The sequence below is a fragment of the Moraxella sp. 179-F 1C4 NHS genome, assembly GCF_045370505.1.
GTDB lineage: Bacteria > Pseudomonadota > Gammaproteobacteria > Pseudomonadales > Moraxellaceae > Faucicola > Faucicola tetraodonis.
This window is the reverse complement of record NZ_JBIQEC010000001.1, coordinates 88,572-103,511: the sequence shown is the minus strand read 5'-3', so window position 1 is coordinate 103,511 and position 14,940 is coordinate 88,572. Positions and strand designations below refer to the sequence as shown.

Sequence of the window (14,940 nt, the reverse complement as noted above, 5' to 3'; positions counted from 1 at the left end):
AACACCTTTATTAACCGTCATCGTATTAAAAGTCATCGCACTTATTGATTTGAGCACTTTAGGAAAATCCTCGTATGTTAGGCAAAATGATAGGCAAGGTTATTGGCACCAAAAACGACCGTGAGCTTAAGCGAATGCGTAAGTTGGTCGACAAAATCAACGCCTTAGAACCCAAAATCCAGCCCCTCTCTGACGAAGCATTAAAACAAAAAACTGCGGAATTTAAAACCCAGTTTGAGCAGGGTACTAGCCTAGATACCATTTTACCTGAAGCCTTTGCGGTCTGTCGTGAAGCCTCAAGCCGTGTCCTTGGCATGCGTCACTACGATGTACAGCTTATCGGGGGTATCACCCTGCACGAAGGTAAAATCGCCGAGATGCGCACGGGTGAAGGGAAAACCTTGATGGCAACGCTTGCGATTTATCTCAACGCGATTAGCGGTAAAGGCGTGCATGTCGTCACCGTCAATGACTACTTGGCAAGCCGTGATGCCGAATTAAACCGCCCGTTGTTTGACTTTTTGGGCTTAACTGTCGGCGTGATTTACTCACAGCAAGACCCGATGGAAAAATTTGAGGCCTATGCCGCAGATATTACCTACGGTACCAACAACGAATACGGCTTTGACTACCTGCGTGACAATATGGTATTTCGCCTAGATGAGAAAAAACAGCGCGGACTCAACTATTGTATCATCGATGAGATTGACTCGATTTTGATTGATGAAGCGCGTACGCCGCTGATTATCTCGGGTCAAGCCGAAGACTCATCCGCCATGTACAGGCTGATTGACACCATCATCCCGCGCCTCAAACGCTCAGAAACCGAAGAAGGCAACCGCGAAAACCGTGAGCAGGATTTTTGGATTGATGAAAAAAATCGTCAAATCGAAATCAGCGAAAAAGGCTACGAGAAAATCGAAAAATTCTTGGTAGAAAAAGGCGAGCTTGGCGAAAATGAGAGCCTATATAGCCCAACGCGCTTGCCACTACTAGCCCACGTTCAAGCCGCGATTCGTGCGCACCATTTATTTGTTAAAAACATTCACTATATCGTGCATGAAGGCGAAGTCATCATTGTCGATGAAAACACAGGGCGTACCATGCCCGGTCGCCGCTGGTCAGAAGGTTTGCACCAAGCGGTTGAAGCCAAAGAACAAGTTGAAATCCAAGCCGAAAACCAAACGCTTGCCACCACGACATTCCAAAATTATTTCCGTCTGTATGACAAACTCTCAGGCATGACAGGTACAGCCGATACCGAAGCTGCGGAATTTAAACAAACTTACGATTTAGATGTGGTGATTATCCCCACCCACAAACCGATTCAGCGTATTGACCTTGATGACCAAATTTTCCTAAGTAAAATGGGCAAATATCAAGGCATCATTCGCGAAATCAAACGCATTCAAGAAAAACAGGCACCGATTTTGGTGGGGACGGCAACCATTGAAGCCAGTGAAGTGCTTTCAGAGTTACTGACGCAAGAAGGCATTCAACATAACGTCCTCAATGCCAAACAGCACGAGCGTGAAGCCGATATTATCGCGCAAGCAGGTAGACCCAATGCGGTCACTATTGCCACCAACATGGCAGGTCGCGGTACTGATATTATCTTGGGGGGTAACTGGCAAGCAGAGCTCGCCAAAATCGACAACGTCACCCCTGAAATGAAACAGCAAGCCCATGCCGAATGGCAAGTGCGAAACCAACAAGTGCTAGAAGCGGGTGGTTTACATATCATCGGTTCTGAGCGTCACGAATCACGCCGTATTGATAACCAATTGCGCGGTCGCGCGGGTCGTCAAGGTGACCCGGGGGAGTCACGCTTTTTCTTGTCGCTTGAAGATGACTTGATGCGGATTTTCGCTGGCGATCGCGTGGTCAATATGATGCGCGCCATGGGGTTAAAAGAAGACGAAGCCATTGAGCACAAAATGGTGTCACGCTCGATTGAAAACGCCCAAAGGAAAGTGGAAAACCGCGACTTTGATGCCCGTAAGAGCCTACTCAAATACGATGACGTTGCCAACGAACAACGTAAGGTTATCTATAAACAGCGCGATGAACTGCTTGCCCAAAGTAATCTACAAGCAGGTATCGAAGCGATGCACTACGATGTATACAATGCCTTGATTGACCAATTCGTGCCACCCGGTTCGATTGATGACCAATGGGACATTGATGGGCTTGAAGACGAGCTTGAAAGTGAGTTTCGTATTCATATGCCAATCAATGACTGGCTAGATGCCGATCGTCGTTTGGATGAAGAAGGTTTGCGTCAAAAAATCATTGAGGCTGCGTTACTCAACTACCGCGCTCGCCGTGAGCAAATGGGCGAGGAAAATGCCGCCCAACTTGAGCGTCACTTTATGCTATCTAGCCTAGATAAGCATTGGAAAGAACATCTAAACCAAATGGATCAACTGCGTAAAGGTATCCATCTGCGAGGCTATGCGCAAAAAAATCCTGAGCAAGAATATAAATCTGAATCTTTCTCATTGTTCCAAAGTATGCTCGGTGCTATCAAGTCTGAAACCGTGCAAGATTTAGCGCGTGTTCATATCCCAACGCCAGAAGAAATCGCTGAGCTTGAGCGCCAGCAACGTGAACAAGCCGAGATGATGCGTCTGCATTTTGAGCACCAAGAAATGAATGGCGTGACCGGTGAGCTAAGTGACGATGAAGACATGATTGCGCGTAACAGCCAGCAACGCACGCGAGCCACGTATTCATTTGGTCTAAGCGGCTCAGCAGCGGCAACCGCGAGTCCAGAGATGGCTGAAAATGGTGACAATCCTTATGCCAACTTAGCAATTAGCCGAAATGCCCCTTGTCCATGTGGTTCGGGTTTAAAATACAAGCAATGCCATGGCAAAATTTAAGGTGATATCATTATCATCTTTGAATTAGCAACCTTGTTGATTGAGCAATTTTTACTATATAGACTATCAAGTACGTTGTCGGGTTGAGCGATTTATTGATAGTAGAGGATTACCCATGCAAAACACACTAGCAAAAATCACCATGCTGAGTTTAGTATCGGCGCTTACGTTGACAGCTTGTGATAAAAAGACAGACAGCACAGACAATGCCGCGGCAGCATCAGCGGCAGAATCACAAGCCGTACCAATGTCAGCTGCGCCTGCCGATGAAAAAAATAGCGCCGCTGTGACCGAAGCCAATGCCACCGTAGATGCCGGTCCTGACGCTACCAGCGCCAGTGGCACAGCAGCGACCCCTGTTGATGCGATGCCAGCGAGTAGCGATGAGGTAGAGGCTGCAGATGACGGCGGCGCGGATAATTCAGACATGGATAAGATTACGGAAAATGATACCGTGATTGATAATGCGCCTGCCTCGCCCAACGCACCAAAAGCCAGCGATGATGCAGCGCCTGCCGTCGGTAACCAAAAGGTTGGTCAATAATAACCAGACCCACAAAAAAAGCTGATACTCATCAGCTTTTTTTTAACATGGCAACTAGACGCTATTCAAACTAAATGCGGTTCAAATAATTATCAAAACGCACGATATCATTTGATAGGCTTAGGTTGGGCGATTTGTCTGCAAGAAAAGGCGCTGATTTAGGTCTTTTAACTACTACCACACCCTGTGGGGTTATTTGTGCCAACGCCGCCCACAATAATTGTTGTGATTGCGCAATCGACGGTGGGGTCGTCACAGTATGCAACATCTGCATATGTTTATTAACCGCTGATTTGTAGCTATCAGCGGGAAACATCGGATCTAGATAGACACGGTCGACTTTTGGCAATCTAGCCAGCAACTCTATCGCATCGCCATGATAAATCGTTAATCGACTCATCAATTTTTGCCAGTTGCGATGCTGCGCCATTTTTCGCTGTTCTAGTTGCAGTAGCAAAAACATGAGTGGCTGCTGTTCAAGCAAAGTCACACTGGCACCGGTACTTGCCAAGATTAAGCTATCATGCCCAAACCCTGCGGTTGCATCAATGACAGTCATGCTGGCTTGTAGCTGCATGGCTTTGAGTAGCAGTTCAGTTTTTTTGCCCGCTTTGACCACCCGCTGTTGTAGGTTTTGCCAATTTGGGCTGACTTTCATGCCCGCTGCGATGACAAAAACATCACCTACCTCATCAATCAGCACACTGTTATCATCGACTGATTTCAGCCATTTTTGAGTTACTTTGCTAGTAATCTTTTGTAGTTGTAAATTGACGGATAAAGGAGTGAGTATGGTTTCGACGTTTGCCAAACGTTGCTCGCTTGGCAAAGTGTCAACATAATACAGTTGGATTGATTGATGAGATAGCATAGGGATTTAAATATAGCCCAGCATACCAGCGATGAGTACCAGTATGCCTACCACGATGCGCCACCACGCAAAAATCGTAAAATCACGGGTACTGACCCAGTTAACCAACCATTTGATGAAAATCATAGCAAAAATAAATGAGACCACCACACCCACTGCCATGATGGTCCAGTCTTCAGCGCTGGTTAAAATATGATGGTTTTTGGTCAGATCTAATAGTCCAGCACCTACTAATACAGGAATCCCTAAAAAGAAAGAATACTCCGCAGACGCTTTACGTGATACCCCCAAAAATAGGGAACCGATAATCGTAGAACCTGAGCGAGAAGTACCAGGAATCAAGGCAAGACATTGAATCAAACCAATGATAATCGCTGTTTTAATATCAATATCTTCCGCTTCGGCATATTTGACCGTATGTTTGTGTTGTTGGCGCTCCGCCCAAAAGATAATCAAACCACCGACAATCAATGAGATTGCCACCACGGTTGGGTTAAATAATGCCGCTTTTAACGCTTTATCAAACATCAAACCTATCAGCATAATCGGGATGGTGGAAATAATCAGCGAGATGCCCAATTGACGCGGGTTTTTACGCTCAGGGTCTTTACCCGTAATAAGTCCCATCAAGGCACGCCATAGCCGTCCCCAGTACAAATAAATTACCGCTGAAATCGCACCCAGCTGAATGACAACGATAAACAAGTCGGCTTTGTCTTTGGTCCAAAAATTTAACAAGGAGTCGGCAAGAATTAAATGCCCGGTACTTGAAATCGGTAAAAATTCGGTAATGCCCTCAACCATGCCCATGATGATGGCTTTAAAAATCAAAATAAGATCCATAACGTATCCAACAATGTTAGTTATTAACAGTCAAAGCTAACAATTTTTGCGCTTATAACAAGGTAAAGGGTAGCGAGTCAAACTTAAGACAATCTGAGCAATCAGCCGATAAATTAAGCCTTTTGTTGTTCGGCTAGGGTTTTCCACGCATTATTTCTTAAATAAACCGGCAACGCCAGCTCAGCAGGGACGGATTGGTGCTGCTGATACAAGGTTAGCCCAAGTTTGGCAATGATAACCGCTGAGGGGCGAATATCGGCAAAGATGGACTGACCTAGCTGCGCATTGACCAAGGTTGCGCCATTGCCTACTAAGGCTAAGTCTTTGTCTATCACGCTGTCATAATCAAGCAAATGCTCAGTAGCGCCTGCCACAAGCTGCATGATACCATCGCTCACGGCGTATTCACCGGCGTACACTTGGTTCATGCGCGCATCTGTCAGCGCCAATACGTGGGGGCTTTGGTGTCGTTCAAATGCCGCTTGGGCGATAGCTTGCAGGCTTGATATAGGCAAACATGGCACATCATGGGCAAAAGCGATGGCTTGCGCTACCGCCGTATTAATGCGTATGCCACTAAAAGCCCCGGGACCTCGATTAAAAGCAATCGCAGTCAGTTGTGACCAATCAATCGATGATGCCGTCATCAGCGCATGTATCATCGGCAAAATTTGCTGGGTTTGTAGACGATTTCCCGTCAGGGTCTGTTCAGCGATGACATTACCTGCTAAATCCACGAATGCCACTGAGCATTGGTCAAATACACTTTCAAGTGCCAAAATCATAACAAATTGCCTTTACCGTTTGCAGTAATCATGCGCTTAAAGCACACAAATTTTGCCTAAAAAATTGCTTGGTATAATACCACTAAAAACAAATTTGAGCATAATTTAGTTAACAGGGATTTGGGCAAAAATGCCCTCAATCCCGTCAATAAAATGCTATAATCCTTACTATTTTTAAGGGTTTAAGGGCAGTTTATTGAGGCAAATAACAAACGGTTAACAATGGTTTGCAAAGTCATTCAAAGTCACTTTGCTGCACAATTTTATAGCGTGTGTGATAGCGTTTTTTATTAGCGTGTTAAGTTTTATTTGTCGGTTAAATGGGTAGATAGGTTATGAGCGGTAAAATAATTTTTGATAATGGCAAGCATCAGTGCATTATGTTTAGTGATTTGGTAAAAGGTGACGGTATTCAGTCCAATCAATTTTTAATTTTGCACTCAGATGAGGAAACTGTCGGCGCGGTTATTGACCCAGGTGGGGATTTGACCTATACGCCGCTCACCCTTGCACTGCTCAAACATACTGATATAAGGCATATCCGCTATGTGATTGGCTCACACCAAGACCCTGATATCATTGCGTCATTGCCGCGTTGGCTATTGCATACCCAAGCCAATATCGTCATCTCAAGATTGTGGGAGCGTTTTTTACCGCATCTTAACTCCGCGTTTACCACTGACCGTCTGCAAGAAGGGTATCTTAAGCGCTTGATTGCGCTGCCAGATGAAGGCGCGGTGTTACCTTTGGGGAAAACCCAGTTATTTGCTTTGCCTGCGCACTTTCTGCATTCAGAAGGTAATTTTCAGTTTTATGACCCCATCAGCAAAATTTTATTTTCAGGCGATATGGGGGCTTCGTTGCTCGGTGATGCGAATGTGCCAGTGGAAGATTTTGACGCGCATATTCCGACCATGCGAGGGTTTCATCAGCGCTACATGGTCAGTAATAAAGTCACCCGTTTTTGGGCAGATGCGGTTCGGCAGTTAGATGTCGAGATGATTGTGCCGCAGCATGGCAAATCTTTTGTTGGCAAAGCCATGATTAATCGCTTTTTGGATTGGATAGGCAATTTGCCTTGTGGGGTTGATTTGCTCACACAAGACGATTATGACTATGCAAGGCTGATTAATAGTGTTAAAGTTGACTGATTTGTTGTTTTAGTCGATGATGTCCTGTACTGTTACCCCTGTTTTTGAACAATTTGCCACCTCATACGATGCCGCCACGCCGATTCAATCGCAGGTGGCAGAGCATTTGGCGCAGCTCATTGTGCGTTACCATACCGGCGTAACCGATATCTGCGTGGTTGATGTGGGCTGTGGCACAGGAAAATTGACGCAGGCGGTGATGTCAAAGTTTTTACAAAATGCAGCGTTAGCTTCCGCTCAGTTATATGGCGTCGATACTGCTGCCAGTATGCTTGCAATTTGGCAACAGCGAGTCGCGCATCTTTTGTCGATGCCGCTGTCATCTACCTCATCCTCACCAACTTCTCCAATGACGCTGCACAGCCAAGCGCTTTGCGCCAATATGGCAGATATGGCATTGGCGAATCAATCAGCCGATTTGGTGATGAGTAGTTTTGCCCTTCATTGGACATCGCCAAGCGTTATCGCAGAGCTTGGGCGCATCGTCAAAACCAAAGGTCAGCTGCATTTGGCGATTCCGGTGGCAGGTTCTTTTCATCAAGTCCGTCAGCGCTTTCCCAAGTTGCCTGTGTTTGATTTTTTACCCAGTCACGCTTGGCTAGCGGCGATACACACTTTGCAACAACAGCGTCAAGGCACGCTAATGTATCACACCGAGCAAGCGTTTGCTGTCTCTTATGACAATTTAAAAAGTCTGTTAAAAAATCTCAAGCAAATGGGCGGCGCCGTCTCTGGCAAAGACAGCATCGATACGGCGACATTTAGACGCTATCTGCAAGACCAATCACCGATTGGGCTGGATTACCAACTGCTGATGATTGGCTTACAGCTGTAAGGGTAACAAATTTATCGACGATTTGGCTAACATTTAGCGCTACACTATTGCCTAGCGCTACGCTAGCATCAACCTTCTATTCCTTTTTGATTAGTTTAATTAAACATGCTATGGCTACACACACTCTGTCTTTTAAAGATAAGCTACAAGCCTATATTCACCTGACCCGCTTTGATAAGCCTGTGGGCATTGAGTTGGTGTTTTGGTCGACTTTATGGGCGGTGTTTTTGGCGGCAAAAGGGTTTGAGCAATTGCCCCCTTGGCATGTGGTGGCAATCTTTGCGACGGGTGCGGTGTTGATGCGAGCGGCAGGCTGTGCCATCAATGACTTTGCTGATAGAAAAGTCGATGGGCATGTGTCGCGAACCAAAGGTAGACCGCTGGCGGATGGTCGCTTGACGGGTAAAGAAGCGGTTTGGACGTTTTTAATTTTATCTTGGGTGAGTGCATCGCTATTAATATTTTTGCCTGTGCAGGTTTTTATTTGGTCATTTGGTGCGGTGGCGTTGGCGTTTATCTATCCGTTTATGAAACGCTTTACCCATTTGCCGCAAGTGTTTTTGGCGGCGGCTTTCGGCTGGGCGATTCCGATGGCGTATGTTGCGGTATCGCAAGTATTAACGGGGCAGACCGAGGTTGATATTTGGTGTTGGCTGCTGTTTTTCGGCTATATGTGCTGGACGGTGGCGTATGATACCCAATATGCAATGGCAGATCGTGAGGATGATTTAAAAATTGGGGTCAAATCCACCGCGATTTTATTTGGTAAACACGATGTGTTGATAATTAGCCTACTTCAAGGGGTGTTTTTGCTCAGTTTGGCGGGCGTGTTTTGGCATTATTTTGGCGCGCTTTCAGTATTGGCGCTGCTACCTATCGTTGCCATGTTTTACCGACAAAATAAACAATGTCTGACCTACGATCGTAAGCTTTGCTTTAACGCATTTTTAGATAACGTGTGGGTAGGGCGCTATGTATTTTTGCTAATCGTGATACTGAGTGTATCGGCACTTCGAGGATAAACTGTGATAAACATAAAAAACGCCTAAATTTGATTGTAGGCGTTTTTTTTGATAATAGCCATAATTTAACTATAACCATAACTTGATAGGCAAATTGAGTCCAAGGCGGTTGGTGAGTTGGTTATTGTTAAGCGAAACAATCCGCTCAGCAAATAACCCCACCACCATAGGCAGCAGTTGGTGTTCCATCGCATGAACGCGCTGCTGTAATTGGCTAGCATTTTCAGCCGCGTTGACGCAGGTCACCGCTTGGGCGATGACTTCCCCCGCATCGAGTTCGCTCGTTACCAAATGCACGCTGCAACCATGATAGCGCTCGCCAGATTGTAGCACACGGGTATGGGTATCTAAGCCTTTATAATTGGGTAGCAGTGACGGGTGCAGATTTATCATGGGCACGTTTAATCCATCCTTGCTGGTGACACCATCAATAAACAGCGGCGTTAAAATCCGCATAAATCCTGCCAACACCACCAAATCAGGTTGCCACGCGCGCAATTCTTGCAGTGCCCGTTGTTCAAAACCGACACGGGTATATTTTTTGCCATTATCGTCACGCGCAATCACTGCGGTTGCAATATTAGCTTGCTGCTCATTGGCAAGGCGGATGCGCTCAAGTGCATAGGCATCGGCTTTATTACTAATCACGCCCACGATTTGAATGTTTAATAATTGCTGCAGCTGCTTATCAATTAATACTTGCAGGTTACTGCCACTGCCAGAGACGAGGACGGCAATTTTTAACGGGGTAGGGTTTGTCATGTTCAACTTCATAAAGATAGCAAAGCAATAGGTTGGAAAAACTAAGGTGCGTAAAAACGCACCTTTTAAATTAACTCAAGGATAAACTAGCTCAAGGATAAATTAGCTTAAGGGTAAATTAAGGGTAAAATAGCCCAATAGTAAAGTAACCGATTGAGTCGCGGATAACATTAGCGATAGGTTACCGCATCGCCTGTTCTTTCAACGATTTCACCCAATTTCCATGCGGTTTCGCCTTGTTCATTGAGTAATTCAATGGCTTGGTCTGCTTTATCTGCCGGTACCACGACGACAAAACCCACGCCGCAGTTAAAAGTGCGGTACATTTCCATCTGCTCGATATGACCTTTTTGCTGAAGCCATTGGAACACAGGCGGGAATGTCCAAGAACTCACATCAATTTGCGCCGCCAAATGGTCGGGCAATACGCGTGGTAGGTTCTCCGTCAAGCCGCCACCCGTAATGTGCGCCATCGCATGCAAGTTTGCGTTGCCCAAGGTTTTTTGCAGTTGTCCAATGGCTTTGACATAGATTTTTGTCGGTGCCATCAACACGTCTTTTAATGCTTTGCCGTCTAATTGTTCAGTGGCAAGATCGGCACCGCTGACTTCAATGACTTTACGCACCAATGAGTAACCATTTGAATGCACGCCGCTAGAGGCGATACCAATTAACACATCACTGTTGGCAACGTTTTTACCCGTGATCACTTCCGACTCTTCGACGACGCCCACACAAAAACCCGCCAAATCATAGTCGTCATCTTGGTACATACCTGGCATTTCAGCCGTCTCGCCACCGATGAGCGCGCAATTTGCCAATTTACAGCCGTCACCGATACCGCTGATAACCGTTGCTGCGGTATCGACGTCTAGTTTTCCTGTGGCATAATAATCCAAGAAAAATAACGGCTCGGCGCCACATACAAGCAGGTCATTGACACACATCGCTACCAAGTCTTGACCAATGGTGTCGTGCTGCTGCAGTTGTAAAGCCAGTTTGAGTTTGGTACCGACACCATCAGTCCCTGAGACCAATAAAGGGGATTTATAGCCTTGTGGAATACGGCACAAGGCGCCAAATCCACCCAAACCACCGACTACTTCAGAGCGGCTAGTTGCTTTGGCAACTGATTTAATGCGCTGAACTAACGCTTCGCCAGCATCGATATCGACGCCAGCATCTTTATAACTTAACGAAGTGGGTTGTGTAGTCATGGTCTTCCTATCGCCAGAATCATTGGGAAAAGTAATACGCGCATTATACCCAAATTCCCATCAAAAAGAAAAATAATCCATCGCTTTGCTACTTGGCTAATATTAGGCTGTTTATCGTTCATAACGCTTTCAAGCCCCACAAATGTGATAGGGCTTTATAACATAGCTTTGAATATTTGTATGAGTTGTGCAGTTTGCGCTATCTATTTTTGTCAAATTACCTAAAATTAGTCGAAAATACAACGATGGCAGTGACCGTCTTTTATTTGACATTACCCTTATATTTTTGGCGTATTTGGCTTTTTTGAGGAACCTATGTACAACCCATTCCCTTATCGATTTACGAAAGATGTGTTTTTCAAACGGGTATTTATATCGCTATTTTTGGTTGCAATAGGCTATATCATTTATCAATTACAATCGGTAATTTTGCCATTTTTGGTAGCATTTATTTTATCGTATGCAATTAATCCGTTGGTTCAAAAATTACAGGACAAGGCACACATTCGCCGCTGGGTGGCGATTTTGCTGGTATATTTGTCCACTGGGCTGATGATTGGATTGATACTCTGGTGGCTCATTCCACTGGTGTGGGAGCAGTTACAATCGGCATGGAAGTATGTACCGACAGCGATTGACTATTATAACAATACGCTTCGAGGCTGGGTGCGTTCTCACACACCCATACGTTTACCTGCCATGCAAGTACGTGATATGTCCAAAGGCTTGGTCGATTATCTCAAAGAAAACTACAATATCACTGATGCGCGTTCATTTTTTACCAATTTAATGTTATCGGGCATGAATATAATCAACGTGGCGGGCATTGTGGTACTGGTGCCGATTTTGATGTTTTATTTTTTATATAATTGGGATGAGCGCTTGGTAAAAATGCGTCATATGATTCCCAACCGTTATATTCCATCGGTCTATCGTATCGCCAAAGAAAGTGATGAAGCGTTGATGTCATTTATCAAAGGTCAGCTACTAGTGATGGTGTTGCTCGGTATGGTGTACGCGGTGCAATTGCAACTCATTGGACTTAAAGTCGGTCTTATCATCGGTATGATGGCGGGTATCGCAAGTTTTGTGCCGTATCTTGGCTTTACCCTTGGCTTTATTGCGGCGATTATTGCAGGGCTATTTCAATTTGGCGTGGACTGGGTACATTTAGTGCTAATTGTCGGTGCCTTTATGGTAGGGCAGGCGGTGGAAGGTTATGTTTTGCAGCCGTTATTGTTGGGTGATAAAATTGGTTTATCACCATTGTGGGTGATATTTGCGGTACTTGCCGGGGCGGCACTGGCAGGCATTGCAGGTATGCTGATTGCTTTGCCGCTCGCCGCTGTGCTCAATGTGCTTTTCAAACATGCGTATGACAGTTACCGTGAAACTGAGTTTTATAAAGGCGATGCCCAATATGGTTTATTTAAAGAAAAAAATCTGATGGATATCAAGCTTGAACAGCAACAAAAGGAAATTACCGAAAAAATTGAAAAAGCCAATACCAGTTGGATGACGCGGATAAAAAATATCTTCTAAAACAGCAAGATGTCATTCAAATGGCTACAACCGCGTAATTTTGCCGTATAATAGCCGACTATGTGATAGGCGTTTTCTATCTGATAGGCGGTTATAGATACGCTCAATCAAGCATTTATTGTGGGTGGTATTTTAGTCCGCCTTACGCTAAATGCTTTTTTTATTTGCAATTTTCCCAATAAATAATGCGTCGTTGATAGCCGATAGCGTCATCATAGGTTTATTTATTGGTTTATCATCAGTTAGGTATCTTATGCAATCAAACAATTCTGTAAGCCCAGCAGCAACCATGTCTGCCGCTGAATTAAAACCCCAATTATCAGCCCAACTATTAGAGAGTGACATAGATGGGCTTGATGATAATGATTGGGATGATGAGGCGTCAAACAATGATACTTTAGACAATGAAGCTTTGAATGAAGCGTTAAACAATGAAGCGCAGCAAATCTTGGGCGATGCCAAAGGTGACAGCAAAGGCGATGACATCAAATCTGCGCGTTTTCGCAAGCTACAAAAAAAATTACGTAAGCTGGTCTCTTGGGCGATTCGTGACTACAACATGATTGAAGACGGTGATGTGGTCATGGTGTGTATCTCAGGCGGTAAAGACAGTTTTACCTTACTGGATATTTTATTGTTCTTAAAGAAAATAGCACCGATTCAGTTTGATGTGATTGCCGTCAATCTTGACCAAAAGCAACCTGACTATCCTGAAGATATTTTGCCCAACTATCTGACCAAGCATGGCATTCCGTATTATATTTTAGAAAAAGACACCTATAGCGTGGTCAAGCAAATCGTACCAGAAGGTAAAACTTACTGTTCTGCGTGTTCACGTCTGCGCCGTGGTTCGTTATATGGATTTGCCAAACAAATCGGTGCAACCAAAGTGGCACTCGGTCATCACCGTGATGATATCATGGCGACATTTTTCTTAAATTTATTTCACGGCGGTAGTCTCAAAGCGATGCCACCAAAACTGCTATCGGATGATGGGCAAAATATCTTGATTCGTCCGCTTGCGTATGTGGAAGAAAAAGACATTATCAAATATGCCAATTACAAGCAGTTTCCGATTATTCCTTGTAACCTGTGCGGCAGCCAAGAAAATCTACAACGGGCGATGATTAATGACATGTTACGCACATGGGATCAGCAATACCCGAATCGCTTGGATTCGATATTTGGCGCGATGCAAAATGTCGCACCATCACAGCTCGCTGACCGTGAGTTGTTTGACTTTGAAAATTTGCAGTTAAAGCGTGATGAGCATATCCGTGTATTTGAAGGGGAAAACATCCAAGCGGGGCAGATTGATGAGCAGCTTCAGCAAAAAGGGGTGCCAACTGCACCTGCTGTGCAAAGCTTTGACCCCACCAAATATCAAAAAAACAAAGCGCCTCAAACATCCAACGCCAGCCAAAACGCTGAGAGCCAAAAAATACCGACAATCAATCCTTTGATTTGATAACCAAGCGGGTCAAGCACACGGCTATTTTGGTTACTGTAATGGGTTAAGCTATTGAGGTGATAAGCGGTTGATTCGATAAGCTACTGGTTTAATAAGAAAGTTCGATTAAATAAACCCGAACTTCTTTTTTAGTTTTAATTTGTAAATTGTTGCCATCACGCAACGAGCCGTATCGCTAAACGAGATTGCGCAACGAGATTTCAAAACAAAATTTCACAATAAATTCGTCGTGTTATTTTCTATCTTAGCTGCGATTATTTTTTTGAACCTATGGTTGCATCATTGCTAGATGTAACGGGGCGAGGCGCTACAGGTTGGCTTGATGTAGGCTGATGGGTATCAGTGTATTTTGGGTGGCGGTTGTTAGGTACACTCCGTGGATAATACGGGCGTGACCTTCTATCTAAACCGCCCCAACCACCAAAACGACTACCGTAGAAGGGTGAGCCCCAAAATGGGTCGGTGTTGTACCACAGTTGATTTAGCCTTTGCTCACGTTGGTAGTTGAGATAACCTTCGTCATGCGCTTTTAACAAACCAAGCGTCATCGATTGTGGGCATACATCATTGTAGTCATAGCCTTCACGTCCCAACTGGTAAGCGCGTAGCGGTGTGCAATAACGTTTTAATCCTTCTTCACGACCTTGTCGCCACTGTTGCTGGTCAGGCACAGCATTGGCTTTAGCGCATTGCTTGATATGCTTTTGAATATAATCTTGACTGCGACCCAGTAAACCATCTTGATAACCAATGGTTTGCCAATTGCTTTGTTGGCACTGAGTGGGTGTTAATCCGCCGCCCAAGGTAGCACAACCTGTCATCGAGGCAGTGACAGCAAACAGTCCAAGCATTTTTTTTGAGGTGGTTGCTGGGTGATAGGTCTCTATGAATGAAAGCATCGTCATGGTGGCACCTTTGAAGTTTACAGTCGCCATCAGCCAGTCAAAAACTGGCTAAACCGATCAAACCGTTAATGAATTGATATTTTTTAATTTAACAGATTATTTATATA

Annotated in this window: 13 protein-coding genes; 7 read left to right on the top strand and 6 right to left on the bottom strand. The window is 44.9% G+C overall.

Annotated elements, in window-relative coordinates; translation table 11 throughout:
• Positions 1-74: 74 nt before the first annotated feature.
• Together secA and ACH0AB_RS00480 are read left to right on the top strand one after the other, a co-directional pair.
• Entirely contained in the window at positions 75-2,885 is a 2,811-nt protein-coding gene (gene secA / locus ACH0AB_RS00485) for a preprotein translocase subunit SecA (RefSeq protein ID WP_406876770.1), read from the top strand.
• A gap of 115 nt (positions 2,886-3,000) precedes the next feature.
• Positions 3,001-3,429: a hypothetical protein gene (locus ACH0AB_RS00480; RefSeq protein WP_406876768.1), complete on the top strand. Its 429-nt coding sequence runs from the start codon at positions 3,001-3,003 to the stop codon at positions 3,427-3,429.
• Between the two features lie 70 nt (positions 3,430-3,499).
• On the opposite strand, the gene ACH0AB_RS00475 is transcribed toward ACH0AB_RS00480, so the two are convergent.
• From ACH0AB_RS00475 to tsaB, 3 genes are all read right to left on the bottom strand, one after another.
• A complete protein-coding gene (locus ACH0AB_RS00475) occupies positions 3,500-4,300 on the bottom strand; it encodes a class I SAM-dependent methyltransferase (RefSeq protein WP_406876766.1) in 801 nt (266 codons plus the stop codon).
• 6 nt (positions 4,301-4,306) lie between these two features.
• On the bottom strand, positions 4,307-5,143 hold the full coding sequence (locus tag ACH0AB_RS00470; RefSeq protein ID WP_219333433.1) for an undecaprenyl-diphosphate phosphatase: 837 nt from the start codon (positions 5,141-5,143) through the stop codon (positions 4,307-4,309).
• A gap of 113 nt (positions 5,144-5,256) precedes the next feature.
• Positions 5,257-5,928: a tRNA (adenosine(37)-N6)-threonylcarbamoyltransferase complex dimerization subunit type 1 TsaB gene (gene tsaB / locus ACH0AB_RS00465; RefSeq protein WP_406876765.1), complete on the bottom strand. Its 672-nt coding sequence runs from the start codon at positions 5,926-5,928 to the stop codon at positions 5,257-5,259.
• Between the two features lie 335 nt (positions 5,929-6,263).
• Between tsaB and ACH0AB_RS00460 the strand changes: the two genes are divergently transcribed.
• From ACH0AB_RS00460 to ubiA, 3 genes are all read left to right on the top strand, one after another.
• A complete protein-coding gene (locus ACH0AB_RS00460; RefSeq protein ID WP_309593456.1) occupies positions 6,264-7,079 on the top strand; it encodes an oxygen-binding di-iron domain-containing protein in 816 nt (271 codons plus the stop codon).
• Between the two features lie 16 nt (positions 7,080-7,095).
• Positions 7,096-7,914 carry a methyltransferase domain-containing protein gene (locus ACH0AB_RS00455; RefSeq protein ID WP_406876764.1) on the top strand — a complete coding sequence of 273 codons (819 nt, stop codon included), beginning with the start codon at positions 7,096-7,098 and terminating at the stop codon, positions 7,912-7,914.
• Positions 7,915-8,024: 110 nt separating this feature from the next.
• Entirely contained in the window at positions 8,025-8,936 is a 912-nt protein-coding gene (ubiA, locus tag ACH0AB_RS00450; RefSeq protein ID WP_406876763.1) for a 4-hydroxybenzoate octaprenyltransferase, read from the top strand.
• Between the two features lie 69 nt (positions 8,937-9,005).
• Here ubiA and purN read toward each other — a convergent pair whose 3' ends face one another.
• Positions 9,006-9,698 carry a phosphoribosylglycinamide formyltransferase gene (gene purN / locus ACH0AB_RS00445; protein WP_099808424.1) on the bottom strand — a complete coding sequence of 231 codons (693 nt, stop codon included), beginning with the start codon at positions 9,696-9,698 and terminating at the stop codon, positions 9,006-9,008.
• A gap of 170 nt (positions 9,699-9,868) precedes the next feature.
• Complete coding sequence (purM, locus tag ACH0AB_RS00440; RefSeq protein ID WP_406876762.1) at positions 9,869-10,915, bottom strand: phosphoribosylformylglycinamidine cyclo-ligase; 1,047 nt, start codon at positions 10,913-10,915, stop codon at positions 9,869-9,871.
• 315 nt (positions 10,916-11,230) lie between these two features.
• On the opposite strand from purM, the gene ACH0AB_RS00435 reads away from it, so the two are divergent.
• The gene (locus ACH0AB_RS00435; protein WP_406876761.1) at positions 11,231-12,457 is read left to right on the top strand and encodes an AI-2E family transporter; all 1,227 of its coding nucleotides are present in this window, start codon (positions 11,231-11,233) and stop codon (positions 12,455-12,457) included.
• 253 nt (positions 12,458-12,710) lie between these two features.
• Entirely contained in the window at positions 12,711-13,925 is a 1,215-nt protein-coding gene (gene ttcA / locus ACH0AB_RS00430) for a tRNA 2-thiocytidine(32) synthetase TtcA (RefSeq protein WP_406876760.1), read from the top strand.
• A gap of 257 nt (positions 13,926-14,182) precedes the next feature.
• Here ttcA and ACH0AB_RS00425 read toward each other — a convergent pair whose 3' ends face one another.
• Positions 14,183-14,833, bottom strand: a complete 651-nt coding sequence (locus ACH0AB_RS00425; RefSeq protein WP_406876758.1) for a DUF2799 domain-containing protein — start codon at positions 14,831-14,833, stop codon at positions 14,183-14,185.
• Positions 14,834-14,940 lie beyond the last annotated feature (107 nt).

Excerpts from the sequence above, each read along its gene's own strand:
- ttcA (WP_406876760.1), top strand. The coding sequence starts at position 12,711 with ATGCAATCAAACAATTCTGTAAGCCCAGCAGCAACCATGTCTGCCGCT.
- ubiA (WP_406876763.1), top strand. The coding sequence starts at position 8,025 with ATGGCTACACACACTCTGTCTTTTAAAGATAAGCTACAAGCCTATATT.
- ACH0AB_RS00455 (WP_406876764.1), top strand. The coding sequence starts at position 7,096 with ATGATGTCCTGTACTGTTACCCCTGTTTTTGAACAATTTGCCACCTCA.
- ACH0AB_RS00435 (WP_406876761.1), top strand. The coding sequence starts at position 11,231 with ATGTACAACCCATTCCCTTATCGATTTACGAAAGATGTGTTTTTCAAA.
- ACH0AB_RS00460 (WP_309593456.1), top strand. The coding sequence starts at position 6,264 with ATGAGCGGTAAAATAATTTTTGATAATGGCAAGCATCAGTGCATTATG.
- tsaB (WP_406876765.1), bottom strand. The coding sequence starts at position 5,928 with ATGATTTTGGCACTTGAAAGTGTATTTGACCAATGCTCAGTGGCATTC.
- ACH0AB_RS00480 (WP_406876768.1), top strand. The coding sequence starts at position 3,001 with ATGCAAAACACACTAGCAAAAATCACCATGCTGAGTTTAGTATCGGCG.
- purN (WP_099808424.1), bottom strand. The coding sequence starts at position 9,698 with ATGACAAACCCTACCCCGTTAAAAATTGCCGTCCTCGTCTCTGGCAGT.
- purM (WP_406876762.1), bottom strand. The coding sequence starts at position 10,915 with ATGACTACACAACCCACTTCGTTAAGTTATAAAGATGCTGGCGTCGAT.
- ACH0AB_RS00475 (WP_406876766.1), bottom strand. The coding sequence starts at position 4,300 with ATGCTATCTCATCAATCAATCCAACTGTATTATGTTGACACTTTGCCA.
- ACH0AB_RS00425 (WP_406876758.1), bottom strand. The coding sequence starts at position 14,833 with ATGACGATGCTTTCATTCATAGAGACCTATCACCCAGCAACCACCTCA.
- secA (WP_406876770.1), top strand. The coding sequence starts at position 75 with ATGTTAGGCAAAATGATAGGCAAGGTTATTGGCACCAAAAACGACCGT.
- ACH0AB_RS00470 (WP_219333433.1), bottom strand. The coding sequence starts at position 5,143 with ATGGATCTTATTTTGATTTTTAAAGCCATCATCATGGGCATGGTTGAG.